The 21,197-nt window shown below is 71.2% G+C and carries 17 protein-coding genes and 1 pseudogene; 15 read left to right on the forward strand and 3 right to left on the reverse strand.

Annotated elements, in window-relative coordinates; translation table 11 throughout:
* Positions 1-11: 11 nt before the first annotated feature.
* The 8 genes from E5082_RS19305 to E5082_RS19340 all read left to right on the forward strand — a co-directional run bounded on the left by E5082_RS19305 (position 12) and on the right by E5082_RS19340 (position 10,525).
* On the forward strand, positions 12-1,367 hold the full coding sequence (locus E5082_RS19305; protein ID WP_135792474.1) for a hypothetical protein: 1,356 nt from the start codon (positions 12-14) through the stop codon (positions 1,365-1,367).
* Between the two features lie 157 nt (positions 1,368-1,524).
* Positions 1,525-2,367, forward strand: a complete 843-nt coding sequence (locus E5082_RS19310; protein ID WP_135792475.1) for a nitrilase-related carbon-nitrogen hydrolase — start codon at positions 1,525-1,527, stop codon at positions 2,365-2,367.
* Positions 2,364-3,647 (forward strand): aspartate aminotransferase family protein, encoded by a 1,284-nt coding sequence (locus tag E5082_RS19315; RefSeq protein ID WP_135792476.1) that lies wholly within the window; start codon positions 2,364-2,366, stop codon positions 3,645-3,647. Before E5082_RS19310 ends, E5082_RS19315 begins: the two co-directional genes overlap by 4 nt.
* 16 nt (positions 3,648-3,663) lie before the next feature.
* On the forward strand, positions 3,664-5,274 hold the full coding sequence (locus E5082_RS19320; RefSeq protein ID WP_135792477.1) for a PucR family transcriptional regulator: 1,611 nt from the start codon (positions 3,664-3,666) through the stop codon (positions 5,272-5,274).
* Positions 5,275-5,475: 201 nt separating this feature from the next.
* Positions 5,476-6,318: a nitrilase-related carbon-nitrogen hydrolase gene (locus E5082_RS19325; protein ID WP_135792478.1), complete on the forward strand. Its 843-nt coding sequence runs from the start codon at positions 5,476-5,478 to the stop codon at positions 6,316-6,318.
* Positions 6,319-6,431: 113 nt separating this feature from the next.
* Complete coding sequence (gene hydA, locus E5082_RS19330) at positions 6,432-7,835, forward strand: dihydropyrimidinase (protein ID WP_135792479.1); 1,404 nt, start codon at positions 6,432-6,434, stop codon at positions 7,833-7,835.
* 11 nt (positions 7,836-7,846) lie between these two features.
* Positions 7,847-8,866 (forward strand): TIGR03842 family LLM class F420-dependent oxidoreductase, encoded by a 1,020-nt coding sequence (locus E5082_RS19335; RefSeq protein ID WP_135792480.1) that lies wholly within the window; start codon positions 7,847-7,849, stop codon positions 8,864-8,866.
* Positions 8,867-8,998: 132 nt separating this feature from the next.
* Complete coding sequence (locus tag E5082_RS19340) at positions 8,999-10,525, forward strand: NCS1 family nucleobase:cation symporter-1 (protein ID WP_135792481.1); 1,527 nt, start codon at positions 8,999-9,001, stop codon at positions 10,523-10,525.
* A gap of 46 nt (positions 10,526-10,571) precedes the next feature.
* On the opposite strand, the gene E5082_RS19345 is transcribed toward E5082_RS19340, so the two are convergent.
* Entirely contained in the window at positions 10,572-11,243 is a 672-nt protein-coding gene (locus E5082_RS19345; protein WP_135792482.1) for a hypothetical protein, read from the reverse strand.
* 309 nt (positions 11,244-11,552) lie between these two features.
* Between E5082_RS19345 and E5082_RS19350 the strand changes: the two genes are divergently transcribed.
* The 5 genes from E5082_RS19350 (at position 11,553) to E5082_RS19370 (ending at position 17,613) form a co-directional block, all read left to right on the forward strand.
* A complete protein-coding gene (locus E5082_RS19350) occupies positions 11,553-12,701 on the forward strand; it encodes a S1 family peptidase (protein WP_135792483.1) in 1,149 nt (382 codons plus the stop codon).
* 159 nt (positions 12,702-12,860) lie between these two features.
* Positions 12,861-14,681 (forward strand): gamma-glutamyltransferase family protein, encoded by a 1,821-nt coding sequence (locus E5082_RS19355; protein WP_135792484.1) that lies wholly within the window; start codon positions 12,861-12,863, stop codon positions 14,679-14,681.
* An 86-nt stretch (positions 14,682-14,767) separates the two neighbouring features.
* Complete coding sequence (locus E5082_RS19360) at positions 14,768-15,610, forward strand: inositol monophosphatase family protein (RefSeq protein WP_135792485.1); 843 nt, start codon at positions 14,768-14,770, stop codon at positions 15,608-15,610.
* Between the two features lie 78 nt (positions 15,611-15,688).
* Entirely contained in the window at positions 15,689-17,107 is a 1,419-nt protein-coding gene (locus E5082_RS19365) for a phytoene desaturase family protein (RefSeq protein WP_190045288.1), read from the forward strand.
* Entirely contained in the window at positions 17,104-17,613 is a 510-nt protein-coding gene (locus tag E5082_RS19370; RefSeq protein ID WP_135792487.1) for an O-acetyl-ADP-ribose deacetylase, read from the forward strand. The genes E5082_RS19365 and E5082_RS19370 overlap by 4 nt, the downstream gene beginning before the upstream one ends.
* A gap of 611 nt (positions 17,614-18,224) precedes the next feature.
* On the opposite strand, the pseudogene E5082_RS19380 reads toward E5082_RS19370, so the two are convergent.
* Positions 18,225-18,518, reverse strand: a pseudogene (locus E5082_RS19380) (UTRA domain-containing protein); the annotation flags it as partial.
* Positions 18,519-18,662: 144 nt separating this feature from the next.
* Between E5082_RS19380 and E5082_RS19385 the strand changes: the two are divergent.
* A complete protein-coding gene (locus E5082_RS19385) occupies positions 18,663-19,142 on the forward strand; it encodes a hypothetical protein (protein ID WP_135792489.1) in 480 nt (159 codons plus the stop codon).
* Positions 19,143-19,288: 146 nt separating this feature from the next.
* Here the strand turns inward: E5082_RS19385 and E5082_RS19390 are convergent, their stop codons facing one another.
* The gene (locus tag E5082_RS19390; protein WP_229918852.1) at positions 19,289-19,774 is read right to left on the reverse strand and encodes a DUF4231 domain-containing protein; all 486 of its coding nucleotides are present in this window, start codon (positions 19,772-19,774) and stop codon (positions 19,289-19,291) included.
* Between the two features lie 337 nt (positions 19,775-20,111).
* On the opposite strand from E5082_RS19390, the gene E5082_RS19395 reads away from it, so the two are divergent.
* Complete coding sequence (locus E5082_RS19395) at positions 20,112-21,074, forward strand: NADP-dependent oxidoreductase (RefSeq protein ID WP_135792491.1); 963 nt, start codon at positions 20,112-20,114, stop codon at positions 21,072-21,074.
* The last annotated feature ends 123 nt before the right edge of the window (positions 21,075-21,197 follow it).

The following is a 21,197-nucleotide window of genomic DNA, read 5'->3' on the forward strand; positions in this document are numbered from 1 at the left end:
GGAGCCGGTCGATGGCGGAACAACTCACGGCGGTGGCAGGGGAGTTCGGGTTCTACCTGGACGGCCTCCTGTCCCGCCTCGACCAGGACGCGGGCTGGTGCGGGGTCTTCCGGCACCGCGACCCGGACGGCATGCGCGCCTGCCGCGAGGGGCGTGAGGTACCCCCGTGGGACGTGGTCGACGCCCTGCTGCGGGATCTCGCGGCGGCGTACGGAACCGCGCCGGCCCTTGCCGAGCGCGAGCGGGCCCGCGCGCTGCACACGGCGGCCCTCGTCGCGTACGACGCCCGTCCCGGCGCCCAGGACACCCTGACCCGGCGCCTCCACGCGACCCTCCGCGAGCGCCATGAGGCGGACGAACGCGAGGCCGCGCTGGCCCACCGTCTCGCCGGGGCGAGGACGGAGGCCGAGGCGGAGGCCCTCCGCGTCGATCTGGCGTGGGCCCGGGACGCACGGCACCGGGCGACGGCCCGCTGCGCGGAGCTGCGGGACCGGCTGTCCCGGATGGACCGCTCGGCGCCGCCGGCCGCACGGGTCCCCGGCCAGGGGGCGCCCGGCCGTACCTCCCGCCCGGCCACGTCCGCCCTCGCGCCGGACGGCCCGGCAGAGGCCGCTGCCCGCGCCCCCGAGCAGGCCGAGGGGCATCCAGCCGCCGAAGCCACCCCCTCCAAGCCCCGCAAACGCCGCCGGGGCAGCGCCCGTTTCGCCGGGCTGGACGACGAGGCTCCGGTGTCGCTGGTCCTCCCCGGCACCCCGCAGGCCACCCCCGGCCTCCGGGGCGCCCGCTTCGCCGGAGCCGAGGCGGAGGCCGAGGCCGGCGGGCAGGGGACGGCCGTCCCCGTACCCCACCCCGACGACCACCGCGCCGTAACCCAGGCCGTGGCGCAGCTCGCCGCCCTCCGCGCCGCAGGCCGCAGCGGTGAGGCGTACACGCTCCTGGCGGAAGCCGCCCGCTGGCCCGCCGTACGCCTCCCCCTCCTCGCCGACGCCCTCACCCACGCCGACTGGACCACCCTCCGCTGGGAGGCAGCCGCTCTGCCCCCGGACCAAGTGGTCACCACAGCGCAGGTGTTGACGGCAGCCGGCCACCCCGAGGAAGCCCACCGCCTCCTGCGCGAAGGCGCCGCCCGCCCCCCGGAGGAAACCGGCGCCGCCGTGGCGCGACTCCAGGAAGAAGGCCGTATCCGCGACGCCCGCACCCTCCTCGACGCCTCCCTCCGCACCCGCACCCCCGAGGACGCGGCCCGCCTCGCCGCCCCGGACCCCGACCGCCTCACCCCCCTCCTCCTGGAGGCCGCCCGGCAGGTCTCCGAGGACCACCACCGGGCCCTCCTCCACGCACTCCGCGCCGCCGGGACCACCCCCTGACCGGCACCCCGCTCACCCGCAGGGGTGTGAAACGGGACCGAATCAGCGGGTTGGCGACGATGGTCTTGGCAAGGGCGTCCAAGAGGCTTACTTTCGTCCCTCTACGGCCCGTTTCTACGGGCGTAGAGGCTCGGACGCCGCGTCGAAGGAGCAGCTCATGGCCAACGTCGTACGTGCCGCACTGGTTCAGGCCACCTGGACCGGCGACACCGAGTCCATGATCGCGAAGCACGAGGAGTACGCCCGCGAGGCCGCGCGCCAGGGCGCGAAGATCATCGGCTTCCAGGAAGTCTTCAACGCCCCCTACTTCTGCCAGGTGCAGGAGCCGGAGCACTACCGCTGGGCGGAACCGGTGCCGGACGGCCCGACCGTGACCCGGATGCGGGAGCTGGCCCGCGAGACCGGCATGGTGATCGTCGTCCCGGTCTTCGAGGTCGACGGCTCCGGGTTCTACTACAACACCGCCGCCGTGATCGACGCGGACGGCAGCTACCTCGGCAAGTACCGCAAGCACCACATCCCGCAGGTCAAGGGCTTCTGGGAGAAGTACTACTTCAAACCCGGCAACCTCGGCTGGCCCGTCTTCGACACGGCGGTCGGCAAGGTCGGCGTCTACATCTGCTACGACCGCCACTTCCCCGAGGGCTGGCGCCAACTGGGACTCAACGGGGCCCAGTTGGTCTACAACCCGTCCGCCACCCACCGCGGGCTCTCCGCCCACCTCTGGCAGCTGGAGCAGCCCGCCGCGGCCGTCGCCAACGAGTACTTCGTCGCCGCCATCAACCGGGTCGGCCAGGAGGAGTACGGCGACAACGACTTCTACGGCACGTCGTACTTCGTCGACCCGCGCGGCCAGTTCGTCGGCGAGGTCGGGGACGACAAGACCGAGGAACTCCTCGTCCGCGACCTGGACTTCGACCTCATCGACGAGGTCCGGCAGCAGTGGGCGTTCTACCGCGACCGCCGCCCCGACGCCTACGAGGGGCTGGTGAACCCGTGAACGACCTGTACGCCCGCCACCGGGGCGTCATGCCCGACTGGCTCGCCCTCTACTACGACGACCCGATGGAGATCACCCACGGGGAGGGCCGACACGTCTGGGACGCCCAGGGCAACCGCTACCTGGACTTCTTCGGCGGCATCCTGACCACCATGACCGCGCACGCGCTGCCCGAGGTCACCAAGGCGGTGACCGAGCAGGCCGGGCGGATCATCCACTCCTCGACCCTCTACCTCAACCGCCCGATGGTCGAACTGGCCGAGCGCGTCGCCATGGTGAGCGGCATCCCGGACGCGCGGGTCTTCTTCACCACCTCCGGCACCGAGGCCAACGACACGGCCATGCTGCTCGCCACCACCTACCGCCAGGGCAACACGGTCGTGGCGATGCGCAACAGCTACCACGGCCGGTCCTTCGGCGCGGTCGGCATCACCGGCAACCGCACCTGGTCCCCGACCTCCCTCTCCCCGCTCCAGACCCTGTACGTGCACGGAGGCGTCCGCACCCGGGGCCCCTACGCCGACCTGGACGACCGCGCCTTCATCGACGCCTGCGTGGCCGACCTGCGCGACCTCCTCGGCCAGACCCGGCCCCCGGCCGCGCTGATCGCCGAACCCATCCAGGGCGTCGGCGGCTTCACCTCCCCGCCGGACGGCCTGTACGCGGCGTTCCGTGAAGTCCTCGACGAGCACGGCATCCTGTGGATCTCCGACGAGGTCCAGACCGGCTGGGGCCGCACCGGCGAGCACTTCTGGGGCTGGCAGGCACACGACCAGAGCGGCCCGCCGGACATCGTCACCTTCGCCAAGGGGATCGGCAACGGCATGTCCATCGGCGGGGTGATCGCGCGCGCCGAGATCATGAACTGCATCGACGCCAACAGCATCTCCACCTTCGGCGGCACCCAGATCACCATGGCCGCCGGGCTCGCCAACCTCGCCTACCACCTCGAGCACGACCTCCAGGGCAACGCCCGCCGGGTCGGCGGCCTGCTCATCGAGCTGCTGCGCGGAGTCACCGCCGGGCTGCCCGGCGTCCGCGAGGTGCGCGGCCGGGGGCTGATGATCGGCATCGAGCTGGTGAAGCCGGGCACCGACGAGGCCGACCCGGCCGCGGCCGCCGCCGTCCTGGAGACGGCCCGCAGGAACGGCCTGCTCATCGGCAAGGGCGGCGGCCACAACACCAGCGTCCTGCGCATCGCCCCGCCGCTGACGCTCACCGTCGCGGAGGCGGAGGAAGGCGCGGCGATCCTCGAGAACGCGCTGGGGAGCACGTACTAGAGACGGGGTAGAGCGGATGACCACGACCTCGGATGTCCGGCACACGTCCTGGCGGCCGGAGGAACCGGCCCTGTCCGTCCGGCAGGTGCTCACGCTGGAGCGGGTGCTCGCCGGGGAGCCCGAGGTGGTGGCCGGGGCCGACGGGCTCGACCGTGCGGTGCGCTGGGTGCACGTGGCCGAGGCCGCCGACGTGGGCGTGATGCTCACCGGCGGCGAGATGGTGCTCACCACCGGGGTGCTGCTCGCCGGGGACGAGGCCAAGCAGGCCGCGTACGTCCAGTCGCTGCACCGGGCGGAGGCCGCCGCCGTCGTCCTCGGGCTCGGGCGCGCCTTCCCCACGCCGCCCGAGGTGATGCGCCGGGCGGCCGAGCGGTGCGGGCTGCCACTGGTCGTGCTGCACCGGCCCTTTCCGTTCGCCGAACTCACCGAAGAGGTCCAGTCCCGGCTGGTCCGGGCCAAGTTCGCCGCCGTCAGCCTCTCCGAGGCCGTCCGGACGAGCCTCACCGCGCTGATCACCTCCGGTGCCCCGCTGCAACGGCTGCTGGACGAGGTCGCGCAGCATTCCGGCTGTCCGGTCGTCCTCACCAACCTCGCGCACCGGGTTCTCGCCACGGCGGGGGAGCGGCCCGCCGTGGACGACGTGCTGCGCGACTGGGAGCGCATCGCCCGGCAGGCATGGGGGCACCATCCGGGCCTTTCAGGCACTGGGGGAGGCAGTGAGGGCGACGGCTGGGTCCGCGCCGAGCTGGGCGGGCGCGGGGAGCGCTGGGGGAGGCTGCTGCTGTGCGGCTACCGGGGCGATTCGGCGAGCGGGCGCCTGCTCGCGGACCGGGCCGCCGAGGCGCTGGTGCTGCACCGGATGCTCGGCGGTGCCTCGGGCCGCACCTGGGAGGAGCAGTCCGCGCACGGCCTGCTGACCGACCTCGCCTCCGGGACCGTACCCGCCCGCCACCTGCTGCCCAGGGCGCGGGCGGCCGGACTGCCCGTCAACCGGCGGACGTTCGTGCCGCTCGTGGTGCGCGGTGCCGAGCCTGAGCGGCTCGACCGGGTGCTGCGCACGCTGGGCCTGACCGGGCTCCTCGCGGAACTGGCCGACGGGGCGACCGCCGTACTGCTCAGCCTCGCCCGCGACCAGGACGCCGAGGCGCTCACCGGTCGTCTCGCCGCCCGGCTGCGCACCCCCGAACTGCCGGACGCCGTGGTCGCCGCCGCCGACCCGCGCACCTGCTGGGACGACGTGCCCGCCGGGCTGCGGGAGGCCCGGCACGTGGCGGACGCGGTCGCGGGGGCCGCCCTGGACCGGCCGGCCGTGGTCCGGCTGCGGGACGTGCACCTGCGCGGGCTGATCCGGCTGCTGCGCGACGACCCCCAGGTGCAGTCCTTCGCCGAACGCGAGCTGGACGGCCTGCTGTGCGGCGGCGAGGGCGAGCTGCTGGACGTGCTGCGCACCTACCTGGCGACCGGCCGCAACAAGTCCCGCACCGCCCAGCTCCACCACGTCTCCCGCCCCGCGCTGTACCGCCGGCTGGAGGCCATACAGGCGCGGCTCGGGATCGACCTGGACGACTTCGAACAGGCGGCCTCCGTGCACATCGCACTCCTCGCACATGACGCGCAACAGGGCTGAAACACGCCACGACCTGCGAAAACGGCGGTGAAACATGGCCATGGCAAGACGTGACACCGTGCCACGCCCGCACCCCGCGGACGTGACACGCTGCCACTCAAACCGGCCGCGCAACCTTCTTAGGGTTTCAGGGGCGGGCGTCGGAAGCCCTGTCTGCCGGGCGACGCCCGCCCCCGCACACCGAGCGACCCGGAGGTCCCGATGAGCCGAGTGATCCGCGCCGCCCTCTTCCAGACGGCCTGGACGGGCGACAAGGAATCCATGATCCAGGTGCACGAGCAGGCGGCCCGCGACGCCGCCGCCCAGGGCGCCCAAGTGCTCTGCTTCCAGGAGCTGTTCTACGGACCCTACTTCTGCCAGGTGCAGGACAAGGCGTTCTACGAGTACGCCGAGCAGATCCCCGAGGGCCCCACCGTCCGCCGCTTCCAGGCGCTGGCGAGGGAACTGGGCATCGTCCTGGTGCTCCCCATGTACGAGGAGGAGCAGCCCGGCGTCCTGTACAACACCGCCGCCGTGATCGACGCGGACGGCTCCTACCTCGGCAAGTACCGCAAGACCCACATCCCCCAGGTCCAGGGCTTCTGGGAGAAGTTCTACTTCCGTCCCGGCAACAGCGGCTGGCCCGTCTTCGACACCGCCGTCGGCCGGATCGGCGTCTACATCTGCTACGACCGCCACTTCCCGGAGGGCTGGCGGGCGTTGGGCCTGGCCGGTGCCGAGATCGTCTTCAACCCCTCGGCCACCTCGCGCGGACTCTCCCGCTACCTCTGGCAGTTGGAGCAGCCGGCGGCGGCCGTCGCCAACGAGTACTTCGTCGGCGCCATCAACCGGGTCGGCGTGGAGGACCTGGGCGACAACGACTTCTACGGCACCACGTACTTCGTGGACCCCGAGGCCCAGTTCGTCGGCGAGGTGGCGAGCGACAAGGAGACCGAACTGGTCGTCCGCGACCTCGACATGGCCAAGCTGCGCGAGGTCCGCGACCGCTGGCAGTTCTACCGCGACCGCGAGCCGGGCACGTACGAGCCGCTGACGGCGCCGTAGAAACGTCGGCGAGCGGTATTCAGGGGCGCGGGACTGCATCGACATGCGGCTACCGCCGCGTGAGCACGACCAGCCACAGCGAACCCGCAGCAGACCACGAAGGAGAGGACCCCATGTCCCGCCGCACGCTAATCCGGAACGGCCTCCTCATCACCGCCTCCGACGAGATCCACGCCGACGTACTCATCGAGGACGGCCGTATCGCCGCCCTGGCGGCGACCGGCACCCCCGCCGCCGAGGCCTTCAGCGCGGAAACGGTCATCGATGCGACGGGGAAGTACGTCATCCCCGGCGGCGTCGACGGCCACACCCACATGGAGATGCCGTTCGGCGGCACCTACGCGGCCGACACCTTCGAGACCGGGACCCGCGCCGCCGCCTGGGGCGGCACGACCACCATCGTGGACTTCGCCATCCAGAACGTCGGCGGCACCCTGCGCGAGGGCCTGGACGCCTGGCACCAGAAGGCCGAGGGCAACTGCGCCGTCGACTACGGCTTCCACATGATCGTCTCCGATGTGAACCAGGAGACGCTCAAGGAGATGGACCTGCTGGTCGAGGAGGGCGTGACCTCGTTCAAGCAGTTCATGGCCTATCCCGGCGTCTTCTACTCCGACGACGGCCAGATCCTCCGCGCCATGCAGAGGGCCGCCGAGAACGGCGGGCTGATCATGATGCACGCCGAGAACGGCATCGCCATCGACGTCCTGGTCGAGCAGGCCCTCGCGCGCGGCGAGACCGACCCCCGCTATCACGGCGAGGTCCGCAAGGCCCTGCTGGAGGCCGAGGCCACCCACCGCGCGATCAAGCTGGCCCAGGTCGCCGGCGCGCCCCTGTACGTGGTGCACGTCTCGGCGCAGGAGGCGGTGGCCGAGCTGACGAGGGCCCGCGACGAGGGGCTGAACGTCTTCGGCGAGACCTGCCCGCAGTACCTCTTCCTGTCCACCGACAATCTCGCGGAGCCGGACTTCGAGGGCGCCAAGTACGTGTGCAGCACCCCGCTGCGGCCCCGCGAGCACCAGGCCGCCCTCTGGCGGGGCCTGCGCACCAACGACCTCCAGGTGGTCTCCACCGACCACTGCCCCTTCTGCTTCTCGGGCCAGAAGGAGCTGGGCCGGGGCGACTTCTCCAAGATCCCGAACGGCATGCCGGGCGTGGAGAACCGCATGGACCTTCTCCACCAGGCCGTGGTCGACGGCCACATCTCGCGCCGCCGCTGGATCGAGATCGCTTGCGCCACCCCGGCCCGCATGTTCGGCATGTACCCGAAGAAGGGCACCATCGCCCCCGGCGCCGACGCCGACGTGGTGATCTACGACCCGCACGCCGAACAGGTCATCTCGGCCGAGACGCACCACATGAACGTCGACTACTCGGCGTACGAGGGCAAGCGGATCACCGGCCGGGTCGAGACGGTCCTCTCGCGCGGTGTTCCCGTGATCACCGAGCGGGAGTACACCGGCCACGCCGGGCACGGCGTCTACACCCCGCGCTCCACCTGTCAGTACCTCAACTAGGAGTGGTGCCCATGGACTTCGGTCTCGTACTCCAGACCGACCCGCCCGCCTCCCGTGTCGTCGACCTGATGCGGCGGGCCGAGCGCAACGGTTTCACCTACGGCTGGACCTTCGACTCGGCCGTGCTCTGGCAGGAGCCGTTCGTCATCTACAGCCAGATCCTGGCGAACACCGACCGGCTGACCGTCGGCCCGATGGTCACCAACCCGGGCACCCGCACCTGGGAGGTCACCGCCTCCACGTTCGCCACCCTCAACGACATGTACGGCAACCGCACAGTGTGCGGCATCGGGCGCGGCGACTCCGCCATGCGCGTCGCGGGCCGAAAGCCCAACACCCTCGCCCGGATCAGCGAGGCCATGAAGGTCATCCGCGCCCTCGGCCGGGGCGAGGAGACCGACCTCGGCGGCACAACGATCCGCCTGCCCTGGGTGCAGCCCGGCGCCGAACTCCCCGTCTGGATGGCCGCGTACGGGCCCAAGGCGCTGAAGATGACCGGCGAGGAGGCCGACGGCTTCATCCTCCAGCTCGCCGACCTCTACCTCACCGAGTTCATGGTCAAGGCCGTCAAGGACGCTGCCGTCGCCGCCGGCCGCGACCCCGGTGAGGTCACCATCTGCGTGGCCGCCCCCGCCTACGTCACCGAGGACGACTCGCCCGAGGCGCTCGCCCACGCCCGCGAACAGTGCCGCTGGTTCGGCGGCATGGTCGGCAACCACGTGGCCGACCTCGTCTCCCGCTACGGCGAGCACTCCGCGCAGATCCCGGACGAGCTCACCGACTACATCAAGGCCCGCGAGGGCTACGACTACGCCCACCACGGACGCAGCGGCAACCCCGACACCCGGTTCGTACCCGACGAGATCGTGGACCGCTTCTGCCTGATCGGCCCGGTCGAGGCCCACATCCAGAAGCTGAACGCGCTCCGGGCCCTGGGCGTCGACCAGTTCGCGGTGTACGACATGCACGACGCCCAGGAGGCCACCATCGACGCCTACGGCTCGAAGGTGATCCCCGCCGTCAACGCCTGAGCACGGCAGGCGAATCGCACTCCCCCTTCCCGCCCCGCGCGCGGAAGGGGGCCAGGACGCCCGTACGGAACCCTTACGGCGCACCCCCCCCGCACGGCCTGTCCCGACCCTCCCATCCGATTGGCCTGCACCATGACCGAAACCGCACCCACGGCCATACCACCGTCCGCCCAAGTCACCCTCGCCGACGGCCGGGTGGAGATCGCCCCCGGCGCCCCCGCGCCCAGCGGTCCCTACGCCAACGAGGACCTGCTTCCCGTACCGGCCGCCAAACGGACCTGGACGACGTACAACTTCTCCGCGCTGTGGGTCGGCATGGCCCACAACACCGCCTCCTGGACGCTCGCCTCGGGCCTGATCGCGGTCGGCATGGACTGGAAACAGGCCGTGTTCACCATCGCCCTGGCCAACCTGATCGTGCTGGTGCCGATGTTGCTCACCGGGCACGCCGGACCCAAGTACGGCATCCCCTTCCCGGTGTTCGCCCGCGCCTCCTTCGGGGTGCGCGGCGCCAACCTGCCCGCTGTCGTACGGGCGTTGGTGGCCTGCGGCTGGTTCGGCATCCAGACCTGGATCGGCGGCGAGGCCATCTTCTTCCTGGCCGGCAAGCTGATCGGCGACCGCTGGTCCGGCGCCGCGCACATCGGTGGCTACGCCTGGACCATGTGGCTCTCCTTCGCCATCTTCTGGGCGCTCCAGGTGGCCATCATCCTGCGGGGCATGGAGACCATCCGCCGCTTCGAGAACTGGGCCGCGCCCTTCGTGCTGGTCGGCGCGTTCGTGATGCTGTGGTGGATGAGCGACCAGGCCGGGGGAGTCGGCCCGCTCTTCGACCAGCCGTCCAGGCTGGGCTGGGGCGGCGACTTCTGGAAGCTGTTCTGGCCCTCCCTGATGGGCATGATCGGCTTCTGGTCCACCCTCTCCCTGAACATCCCCGACTTCACCCGCTACGGCCGCAGCCAGCGGGCCCAGACCCTCGGCCAGTCTTTCGGTCTGCCCACGACCATGACCCTGTTCGCGTTCCTGTCGGTGTTGGTCACCTCGGGTTCGCAGGCGGTGTACGGCGAGCCGGTCTGGGACCCGGTCCAGCTCGCCGCCAAGACCGACAACGTGGTGGGGCTGATCTACGCCCTGGTCACCGTGCTGGTGGCGACCCTCTCCGTGAACATCGCGGCCAACCTGGTCTCCCCGGCCTTCGACTTCTCCAACGTCGCGCCGCGCAAGGTCAGTTTCCGCACCGGCGCCCTGATCACCGCCGTCCTCGCGGTGCTGATCTTCCCGTGGCGGCTGTACTCCGACCCGCAGGGCTACATCTTCACCTGGCTCGGCCTGGTCGGCGGTCTGCTCGGCACGGTCGCGGGCATCCTGGTCGCCGACTACTGGTTCCTGCGCCGCACCCGCCTCGACCTGGCCGACCTGTACCGCGCGGGCGGACGGTACTGGTACGCGGGCGGCTGGAACTGGCGGGCGGTGGTCGCCTTCGTGGTGGGCGGCGTCCTCGCCGTCGGCGGGGCCGACTTCCACCCGCTGATCGACGGCCGCCCGATCCCGGCCCTCAGCCCGCTGGCCGACTACGGCTGGGCGGTCGGCCTCGGCACCTCGCTGGTGCTGTACGTGGTGCTGACGTTGGCGAGCGGCAAGAGGCCTGCTGCCGCCTGATGAGGAAAAGCCCCGGCGGTCGTCCACCGGCTGCCGGGGCTCCCGGTTACTCGGCGCCGCTGCGCAGGGAGGCCACCGCGTCCTTGGCCGCCTTGATGGCGCCCTTGTTGATCTCGGAGGTCTCCGGAGCCTTCTTGCTCTCGAAGTCGCTGCCGCTGTACGTGACGACCACCAGGGCGTTGGCGGCACGGGCCAGCACCACGCCCTCGCGCGTCTGCTGCTTGTCCTCCGTGTTCAGGTTCACGACGGAATAGCCGCCGTCACCGAGCCCCGGCACCGCGCCGCCGCCGCTCTTCTCGGCGACCCGCTGCTGGTACTCCTTCTCCGCCGCGTCGTCGGAGGCGGTCACCTCGTAGGAGACGTCCAGCCAGCGGTAGTCGTAGCCCTTGAGCGCGTTCCACGAGCAGGTGCGGCGCAGCTTGGAGTCGGTGGACGGTATCTCCTTGCCGGCCGTCTTCGCGCCGGGCACCAGGGACTTGACGGTGGCCACGGGCACCCCGGTACAGGGCGCGGGCGCGGCGTCGTACGTCTTCACGGCGGGCGCGGCGGAGGACGCGGCCGGGGCGGCGGAGGCACCGGCGGACGCCTGACTCGTGGGCGCCGGGCCGGAGTTGGCGGTGGCGGCGGGACCCGAGCTGAGGGCCCAGCCCGCGACGGCCAGCACGACGACCGGGGACAGACGAGCGGTGAGGGCGAGCGGCAGAGGCAGAGAACTCACGGCGCACTTCTCGTGGGAGAGGGGGGTGACGGAAGGGGTCCGCAGGGACGGGGGACGCCAGTCTCACACGAGGGGTCCGTGCCACGGAAGCCCGAACTCGCTGTGTACTTGCGCCGTGACGGGGCCCGCGTGCCGAGGTGGCACAAACCGCCCATATCTCCTCCATCTTCACGTCGGTAAGAGAGGGCGTGTGATTGGCATGGACCTGTTGCAAAGGTGCCGCTAGGCTCTGCCCCGCATTGATGAGAGCGCTCTCAGAAATCGGCTGTTCCACCCCCACCTCGTTGGAACGACGAAGGGCAACTCCCCATGAGACGCAGGAAAGTCATGCGCGCCGCCGCGGCCGCACTCCTCATGCTCGGCGGTCTCTCCGCGGCGGGCACCCTCCCCGCCGCCGCGCAGAACGCCGGCGAAGCCCCCGCCTCCAAGAGCCTGCTGACCGCGATGCAGCACGACTTCGGCCTCACCAAGTCGCAGGCCGAGGCCCGCCTCAAGGCCGAACGCGCGGCCACCGACCTCGACCCGAAGGCCCGCGCGACCGCCGGCGCGGCCTACGGCGGCTCCTGGTTCGACGCCAGGAGCAACCGCCTGACGGTGGCCGTGACCGACGACGCCTCCGCCGGCGTCCGCCAGAAGCTCCGCGACGCCGGCGCCACCGTACGCACGGTGCGCCACAGCGCCCGCGAGCTGAACGCGGCCAAGGCGCGCGTCGACCGCCTCAAGGCACCCAGATCCGTGACCAGTTGGCACGTCGACCCGAGCGCCGGGTCCGTCGTGATCGACGTGGTCCGCTCCAAGGCCGCCGACAACGATGTCCAGCGCTTCCTGGCGAGCGCCCGCGAGGCGGGCCCCGTCACCGTCAACAAGGTCGCCGAGTCCGCGAGCACCCTGGCGGCCGGCACGGTCGGCGGCGACCCGTACTACACGGGCAACGTCCGCTGCTCCATCGGCTTCTCGGTGTACGGCGGCTTCGTCACCGCCGGGCACTGCGGCCAGCCGTCCGCAGCCGTGTACGGCTGGGACCGGTCCTACGTCGGCAACTTCCAGGGCTCGTCGTTCCCGGACAACGACTACGCCTGGGTCAACGTGGGCAGCGGCTGGTGGACCGTACCGGTCGTGCTCGGCTGGGGCACCACCTCCGACCAGTTGGTGCGTGGCTCCAACGTGGCGCCTCCCGGCACCTCCATCTGCCGCTCGGGCTCGACCAGCCACTGGCACTGCGGCAGCGTGCTCGCGCTGAACGAGACCGTCAACTACAGCCAGGGCGCGGTGCACCAGCTCACCAAGACCAGTGTGTGCGCCGAACCCGGCGACTCCGGCGGCGCGTTCATCAGCGGCGACCAGGCCCAGGGCGTCACCTCCGGTGGCTGGGGCAACTGCTCCAGCGGCGGCGAGACCTGGTTCCAGCCGATCAACGAGATCCTGAGCCGGTACGGGCTGACGCTGCACACGGCCTGAGTCCCGCTCTCGCACGACGGCCCCGCGGGTGCGCTTGCTCGCGGGGCCCTCTCGCGTGGTGCCTCTTGCGTCCGCCCGTCCGGAACAAGTTCCATCCTGCGTGAGTCACCGGGCGGGAAGAGCCGGTGCGCAGAGGAGCCCGTGCAGAGAAGAGGCCGTATGTTCACCACCCGTCCCACCCTCCAGGGCACCTTCGGCATGGTGTCCAGCACCCACTGGCTGGCCTCGCAGTCGGCCATGGCGGTGCTGGAGGACGGTGGCAACGCCTTCGACGCGGCCGTGGCGGGCGCGTTCGTGCTGCACGTCGTGGAGCCCCACCTGAACGGCCCGGCGGGCGAGGTGCCCATCCTGCTCGCCCCCGTCGGCGGCCAGGTCCAGGTGCTGTGCGGGCAGGGCGTCGCCCCGGCGGGCGCCACCGTCGCGCAGTACCGGGGCCTCGGACTGGACCTCGTCCCCGGCACCGGCCCCCTCGCGGCCGCCGTCCCCGGAGCCTTCGACGCCTGGCTGCTGCTTCTGCGCGACCACGGAACCAAATCTCTGGACGAGGTGCTGGAATACGCCATCGGATACGCCGAGGACGGCCACCCGCCCGTGGAGAACGTCACCGCCACGGTGGAGAGCGTGCGGGAACTGTTCGAGACCGAGTGGACCAGCTCGGCCGAGGTGTACCTGCCCGGTGGCCGCGCACCCCGCCCCGGTGAGCTGCTGCGCAATCCCGCCCTCGCCGCCACCTGGAAGCGGCTGCTGGCCGAGACCGCAGGCGCGGGCGGCCGGGAGGCCCGAATCGACGCCGCCCGCGCGGTGTGGCGTACGGGCTTCATCGCCGAGGCGCTGCTCCGCCAGTCCCGCCGCCCCACCCTCGACTCCAGCGGCGCCCGGAACACCGGCACCCTCACCGAGTCCGACCTCGCGGACTGGACGGCGACCTACGAGGCTCCGGCCACCTACGACTGGAACGGCTGGACCCTCTGCAAGGCGGGCCCCTGGAGCCAGGGCCCGGCCCTCCTCCAGCAGCTCGCCCTCCTCCCGGCCGACCTCCCGCCGTACGGCAGCCCCGACTACGTCCACCTGCTGATCGAGGGCTGCAAGCTCGCCATGGCCGACCGCGAGGCGTGGTACGGCGACGCGGACGAGGTACCCCTCACCGAGCTGCTGTCGGCGGACTACAACACCGGCCGGCGGGACCTGATCGGCGCCGACGCCTCCTGGGAGCTGCGGCCGGGGAGCCCCGGCGGGCGCACGCCCCGGCTGCCGAGGCTCGCCCACGCGCGCGTGCCGGACGGCGCCATGGGGGTGGGGGAGCCCACGGTCGCCACGGCGGGGGTGGGAGAGCCCACCGTGGTCGCCGAACCGCGTGTGAGCGCCGACGGCACCACGCGCGGGGACACCTGCCATCTCGACGTGGTCGACCGCTGGGGCAACATGATCGCCGCCACGCCCAGCGGCGGCTGGCTCCAGTCCAACCCGGTCGTGCCCGAACTGGGCTTCCCGCTCGGCACCCGGCTCCAGATGACCTGGCTGGAGGAGGGCCTGCCGAACACGCTGACGCCCGGCCGCCGCCCCCGCACGACCCTCTCCCCGTCGCTCGCCCTACGGGACGGTGTGCCGGTGCTGGCCTTCGGCACGCCCGGCGGTGACCAGCAGGACCAGTGGCAGACGCACTTCTTCCTCGCGGCGGCCCTCAGCGCACCCGTGCGGGGCGGGCTCGACCTCCAGGGCGCCATCGACGCCCCGAACTGGCACAACGACGGATTCCCCAGTTCCTTCTACCCGCGCGGCTGGCGGGCCGGCAGCGTGACCGTCGAGTCCCGGATGCCGGAGGAGGTCGTCGCCGGGCTGCGGCGGCGGGGGCACGACGTGACCGTGGGCCCGGCCTGGTCGGAGGGCCGGCTGTGCGCGGTCGCCCGCGATCCGGCCACCGGGGTGCTGTCCGCCGCCGCCAACCCGCGGGGGATGCAGGGCTACGCGGTGGGCCGCTGAGCGGTCCCGGCCTGGCCGAGCGGCCCGGCCGGGAGGTTATCCACAGCCGGGAGGGGGATATCGCCGGCCCGTGGTCTCATGGAGACATGATCCACGACACCGGAACCATCGAGGAGTTTCTCGCCCACCACTCCGCCGACGTGGAAGAGGCGATCCGCAAGGCCGCGGCCACCGAGATCCTGCCCCGCTTCCGCCGCCTGGCCGAGCACGAGGTGGACCAGAAGAGCGGGCCGCACGACCTGGTGACCGACGCCGACCGGCTGGCCGAGCGGCGCCTCACCGAGGAGCTGAGCGCCCTGCTGCCCGGCTCGGTCGTGGTCGGCGAGGAGGCGGTGCACGCGAACCCGGCGACGTACGAGGCCATCCGGGGCGAGGCACCGGTGTGGATCATCGACCCGGTCGACGGCACCCGCCAGTTCGTGCACGGCAACGACGGCTTCTGCACCCTGGTCGCGCTCGCCCACCGGGGCACCGTGCTGGCCTCCTGGACGTACGCGCCGGTCCGCGACCAGTTCGCCACCGCCGTGCGCGGCGAGGGCGCCTTCCTGGACGGGGAGCGGCTCTTCGCCGGGCCGCCCGGACCGGGCCGGGACCTCAAGGTCGCCGTCTCGCACCCGGACTACACCACCGAGGACCAGAAGCGCGCGCTGCGGGCCCTGTGGACCGACGGGGTCGCCCCGCGCTCCTGCGGCTCGGCGGGCCTGGAGTACCTGGCCATCGCGCGGGGCGAGACCGACGCCGTGGCGTTCTCCTGGGAAGCCGCCTGGGACCACGCGGCGGGCCTGCTGCTGGTGGAGGAGGCGGGCGGCGCCCACCGCACGCTCACCGGCGAGCCGTTCCGGATAACCGGGGGCAACGCACTGCCGTTCACCGCCGCCCGCGACGCCGCCACGGCCCGCCGTGTGGGGGAGCTGCTGCGCACGGGGTGAGATGAGCGGCCGGGGCCGGTGAGAGTGCCCCGGCCTATGCTGATCGGAGTTGCCATCGGCTGACGAGGGGGTCGGAAGGTGCCGTCGATGCTGGACGCGGTCGTGGTGGGGGCGGGGCCGAACGGGCTGACCGCCGCCGTGGAGCTGGCCCGCCGGGGCTTCTCCGTGGCCGTCTTCGAGGCGCGCTCCACCGTGGGCGGCGGCGCCCGCACCGAGGAACTCACGCTGCCCGGCTTCCGGCACGACCCCTGCTCGGCCGCGCATCCCCTGGGCGTCAACTCGCCCGCGTTCCGCGCGATGCCGCTGGAGCGGTACGGGCTGCGGTGGCTGCACCCCGAGCTGCCCATGGCCCACCCGTTCCTGGACGGCAGCGCGGCGGTGCTGGCCCGCTCGGTCGCGGAGACGGCCGCGTCCTTCGGCCCGCGCGACGCGGGCGCGTACCGCAGGCTGATCACACCGTTCCTGCAGCGCTGGGACACCCTGCTGCGGGACTTCATGTCCCTGCCGCTGACCGCGCTGCCGCGCGACCCGGTCACCCTGGCTCGCTTCGGGCTGGCCGGCCTGCCGCCCGCGACGGCACTGATGAGCCGCTTCCACGACGAGCGCTTCAAGGCCCTCTTCTCCGGCCTGGTCGCCCACACGATCGCCCCGCTGAGCGGATTCGCCACCAGCGCGATCGGCCTGGTCTTCGCACTCGCCGCACACGCGCGGGGCTGGCCGGTACCGCTGGGCGGCTCCCAGTCGATCCCGGACGCGCTGACGGCGTACCTGATCGACCTCGGCGGCACGGTGCACACCGACTACGAGGTCAAGCGGCTGGACGACCTCCCGCCGGCCCGCGCCTACGTCTTCGACACCTCACCCACGGCACTGGCCCGCATCGCAGGCTTCGGCAACCACTACGACGGCTACCGCTACGGCCCCAGCGTCTTCAAGATCGACTACGCCCTGGACGGCCCAGTCCCGTGGACCGCCCCCGAGGCCCGCGTAGCCGGCACGGTCCAGTTGGGCGCGAACCGCGCCGAGATCGACCGCGCCCTGCGTGCCGCGTCCCGCGAGAACCGCGCCCCCGACCCACCGTTCCTGATAACGGTGCAGCCCAGCGTGGCCGACCCCACCCGGGCGCCCGAGGGCAAGCAGGTCTTCTGGGTCTACGGCCACGTCCCCAACAACTGGCAGGGCGACCTGACGGACGCGATAGAACGCCAACTGGAGCGCTTCGCACCGGGTTTCCGCGACCGAGTCCTGGCCCGGGCCACGGCAGGGCCGCCCGAGCTGGCCGCCCGCAACGCCAACTACATCGGCGGCGACATCGCCTGCGGCGCGGTGGACGGCCTCCAACTCCTGCTGCGCCCCCGCCCCACCCTGTTCCCGTACCGCACCCCCCACCCCGCCGTCTTCCTCTGCTCCTCCGCGACTCCCCCCGGCGCCGGGGTACACGGCATGCCGGGCCACAACGCGGCCAAGTACGTCTGGAGAAGGCTGAGGCAACGATGACCACGATCACCCTCGTCCAGGGCGACATCACCGAACAGCGCGTCGACGCGATCGTCAACGCGGCCAACTCGTCCCTGCTGGGCGGGGGAGGGGTGGACGGAGCGATCCACCGCCGCGGCGGCCCCGCGATCCTCGCCGCCTGCCGCGACCTCCGCGCCTCCCACTACGGCGGCGGCCTCCCCACGGGCGAGGCGGTCGCCACGACGGCGGGGGATCTCCCGGCGGAGTGGGTCATCCACACGGTGGGTCCCGTGTGGCAGGGTCCCGGCTCCGATCCGGCCCTGCTGGCGTCCTGCTACCGGGAGTCGCTGCGGGTGGCCGATGAGGTGGGGGCACGGACGGTCGCGTTCCCAGCGATCTCCACGGGGGTGTACCGGTGGCCGGTGGAGGAGGCGGCGCGGGTCGCTGTGGAGGCCGTACGGGCGGCCGATACGGGGGTGGAGGAGGTGCGGTTCGTGTTGTTCGACGGGGGGACGTTGGGGGTGTTTGAGGGGGTGGTGGGGTGAGGGGGGTTGGCGTGGCTGAGGGGGCAAGCGCTTAGAAGGCGCCTGGTGTGATCACTGGCGCACCCCGTCTGACCTGGCGTTGTCCGCTAGCTGAGCGTAAATCTTCGGCGCCTTCGACAGGCTTTCGCCGGGCTGGTCGTCAGACAGCGGAGCATCCTCCACGGTCGGTGCGGGTGAGTACCGAACCCAGCGGAGCCAAGTCATCGGCCTCCCTGACAGTGCAGGGGAGCGGAACTTCCTTGAGTCTGCCTTCATGCAGCATCCAGAGCCCGAAGCAGTCGTCGTCCTGGTCTCGCAGCAGGACCTGAACGGACTGGGGGAAGGGCCAGGGCATCTGCTCCAAATGAGGCAGAAGTCCCGTCCAGTTGCGTCGCCAGAAGTCGATGGCCCATGCGTCCATGCCGGGGATGGGCTCAAAGCACTGGTGCCACTCCCGATGCGCATCGGGCCTGGTGAGAGGCTCCATCACCTCTTGGGCTCCGAGAGCGATGACTATGACTTCGCAATCTCTGCTCATGCGCGCCATGATCGGGTTCGTACTCTGGAGAGGTCAACGTCCGCCCGCCTACAAGTGGCACTCCCAGGCGGCTGGCTCGCTGCCGATTGCCTGGCTAATGGTTGATCGGAATCTCGTAGACGATCTCGCAGTGCGCGGCGGGCACGACGATGTCTGCCGTCTCCACGGGGCGCCCGTGGTCGCTGTAATACGTCCGCCGGATGTGCGTGACGAGCGCGGCCTTCTGGATGCCCAGGAGCGATGCCTCCTCGGCGGTCGCCTGCCTGGGGTCCGGTTGCTCCACGGCGTGGCTGACGGTGACACCGATAGCGGCCATGCGGTTGACGACGCCTGCCCCGGCGTGTGGCCCTCCTTCGGGGAGGACGACGAGAGTGCCGGCAGTGAACGAACGCGGCCTACTGGTCGAGCGCCGGGACCGGGTGGCGTAAGGCAGCACTCGGCCTGCCGGGCGGCCTCCGAACGCCCGCCGCGCCGAAGCCGAAGGGTAGGGTCCGTGGCGACAGCCAAGGCTCGGGGAAGGGCAGGAGCTGGGGTGGGCGCGTCATCGTGGCAGTACATCGAGCCGTATGCCGGAGATGTCGCGGCGGCCTTGGCCACCGTGCGACAGCGCGAGTTCGAAAGGCTCTTCGTCCACGGAACCCACTGGGACAAGTTCCAGCGCGCAGGCCCACCGTTCACCTCTGTGGACGACCTCGATGCCCTGTGGGAAGACGAGGCCTTCGGCAGCGAGGGAACACACACGATCATCGGCGTGTGGGAGGTGATCGACGCCGAGGCGTACGACGATTCCCACACCGTGCGCCCCCTGTCGGACGACGAATCCCGCGAGATCTTCGAAACCTCGGAGCCGACCCGAGGAGATTTCGAACGAGCCCAGGAGCGCTACGACGCACGGCACCCGGGCTCGGAGGGACTATGGGACATGCCGCGTTGGTCAGCGTGGTGCAGGCCGTTGAAGGACGCCGATGGGGCGAATCCCGTGATCGCCTTTTGGGGCAGGTCTGGCGACTGACGGCCATGGCTTGATCCATAGATCTTGGCTATTACTCCGTGCGGGCTGCTTGAGGCTTGCGCACTGCCTTGAACAGGCATTCGACGCACTGTCTTCCAGGGGTCGCAGTCAGCCGTGGATGTCAGGGCCCAGCAGGGCTTGCGGATCTACTGAAGCTCTCGCCGCGCACCTGGGATACCAGGTGGCGTTTGGACATCAGCGTTTACCTGGCCGCCCAAGGTCATGACGTTCAGGGTCGCAGAATTCTCGTTGGCGATCGCGCTCTCTACGCGGGCGACTAAGGTCGTGAATGCTTCATTCTCCGAGAGTCCTGAATAGGGCCCCACCTTGGTCTCGAAGTAGATCCTTTCATGGCCTAGGAGCTGTTCAGTCGATCTGTAGTTCTTCCACTGCTCACGGTAGCGGTAGACGCTTTCCAGCGAGACAGAGCCGACAACGATCAGGCTCAGTACCGTGGCGGTAAGCTTCGCGAAGGACAGGTCGAGGTTGACTAACACGGGAACCAATGCTCCTCCTACGACGGAGATCGTCCTCATCCGGAGGTGCATCGCCTTGGTCTTGACGGCCTTCCTGTCGTACCACTCCTGGTACTGCGTCAGTCTTCCCTCTACGTAGTCCTGCGCCTCGACCACGGGCCGGGAAGCTGTGGGGGGAGCTTCGACTGACTGTCCGTCATCCGCTGCTGGCATGCGTGGTAGTACATCGGTGGCGAGACGGCACCGTCAACCCGCCACAATCCCCGTCACCACTGCCTGGAAGATCGCCCATGCGGACGTGGCCCGAGCCGGTGAGCGGCTAAGACTGCCCTGCCTGGCGAATGGCCACGCGCACGCTTTTCCAAGTCTGGGGGTCATGGCGCTCACCTTCAGGGGGACGAGGTGTTGACTGGTGAGAGGCTGCCACGCATGCAGCTCATACCGGGCCGTCTGGCTTGCGTGGCGTTCGCATACTCCGGAGAGGGTCGAACCCATGAAGGCGATCAGCTACAGCCGGTACGGCGGCCCCGAGGTGCTGGAGTACGGCGAGGTCCGCGATCCCAAGGTCGGACCCGACACGGTTTTGGTGAAGGTGCGGGCCGCGGCGGTGAACCCCGTCGACTGGAAGTGCCGCGAGGGCCACCTGGACAGCATTCTCGACGCCGTCTTCCCGGTGGTCACGGGCTGGGACGTCTCCGGGGTGGTGGTGCAGCCGGGCGCCTCGGTCACCGAGTTCGCCGTCGGCGACGAGGTCATCGGCTACGTGCGCGAGGACTTCCTCTCCCGGGGCACCTTCGCCGAGTACGTGGCCGCCCCCGTGCGCACGCTGGCCCGCAAGCCGCGCAACCTCTCCTTCGAGGAGGCGGCCGGGCTGCCGCTCGCCGGGCTCGCCGCCTTCCAGGCGCTGACCAAGGTGATGGAGGTCAAGGCGGGCGAGACCGTGCTCGTGCACGCCGCCGCGGGCGGGGTCGGCTCGATCGCCGTCCAGCTCGCCGCGCACCTGGGCGCCCGGGTCATCGGTACGGCGAGCGAGTACAACCACGACTACCTGCGCTCGCTCGGCGCCGAACCGGTGACGTACGGAGAGGGACTGGCCGAACGGGTCCAGGAGCTCGCGCCCGAGGGCCTGGACGCCACGTTGGACACGATCGGCGGCCAGACCATGAAGACCTCGGCGGACCTGCTGACGCCGGAGGGCCGCCAGGTCTCCATCGCCGACCCGGAGGTGGTCCGCTACGGCGGCCTGTACTACTTCGTCCGCCCCGACCCCCACGACCTGACACGACTGTCCGAGCTGGCCGACGAGGGCGTGGTGTCCGTGCACGTGTCGCAGACGTTCCCGCTGGAGCGAGCGGCGGAAGCGCAGCGGCTGAACCAGGAGGGGCGGACCCGGGGCAAGATCGTGGTGAAGTTGGACCGGCCCGAACCCGCCCCCGACTACGAGAGCGCCCTCTAAAGGCTGTTGCACAACGGCTGGTCGATCTTCCGGGTCTCCTTCCTGCGGCGTTCCAAGACGGCAGAAAGACGGGCACATTCGGGCAGTTGACCTTGCTGCCGATGGCTGGATCTGAGCGTGATC

The sequence above is a fragment of the Streptomyces griseoluteus genome, assembly GCF_004784465.1.
Lineage (GTDB): Bacteria > Actinomycetota > Actinomycetes > Streptomycetales > Streptomycetaceae > Streptomyces > Streptomyces griseoluteus.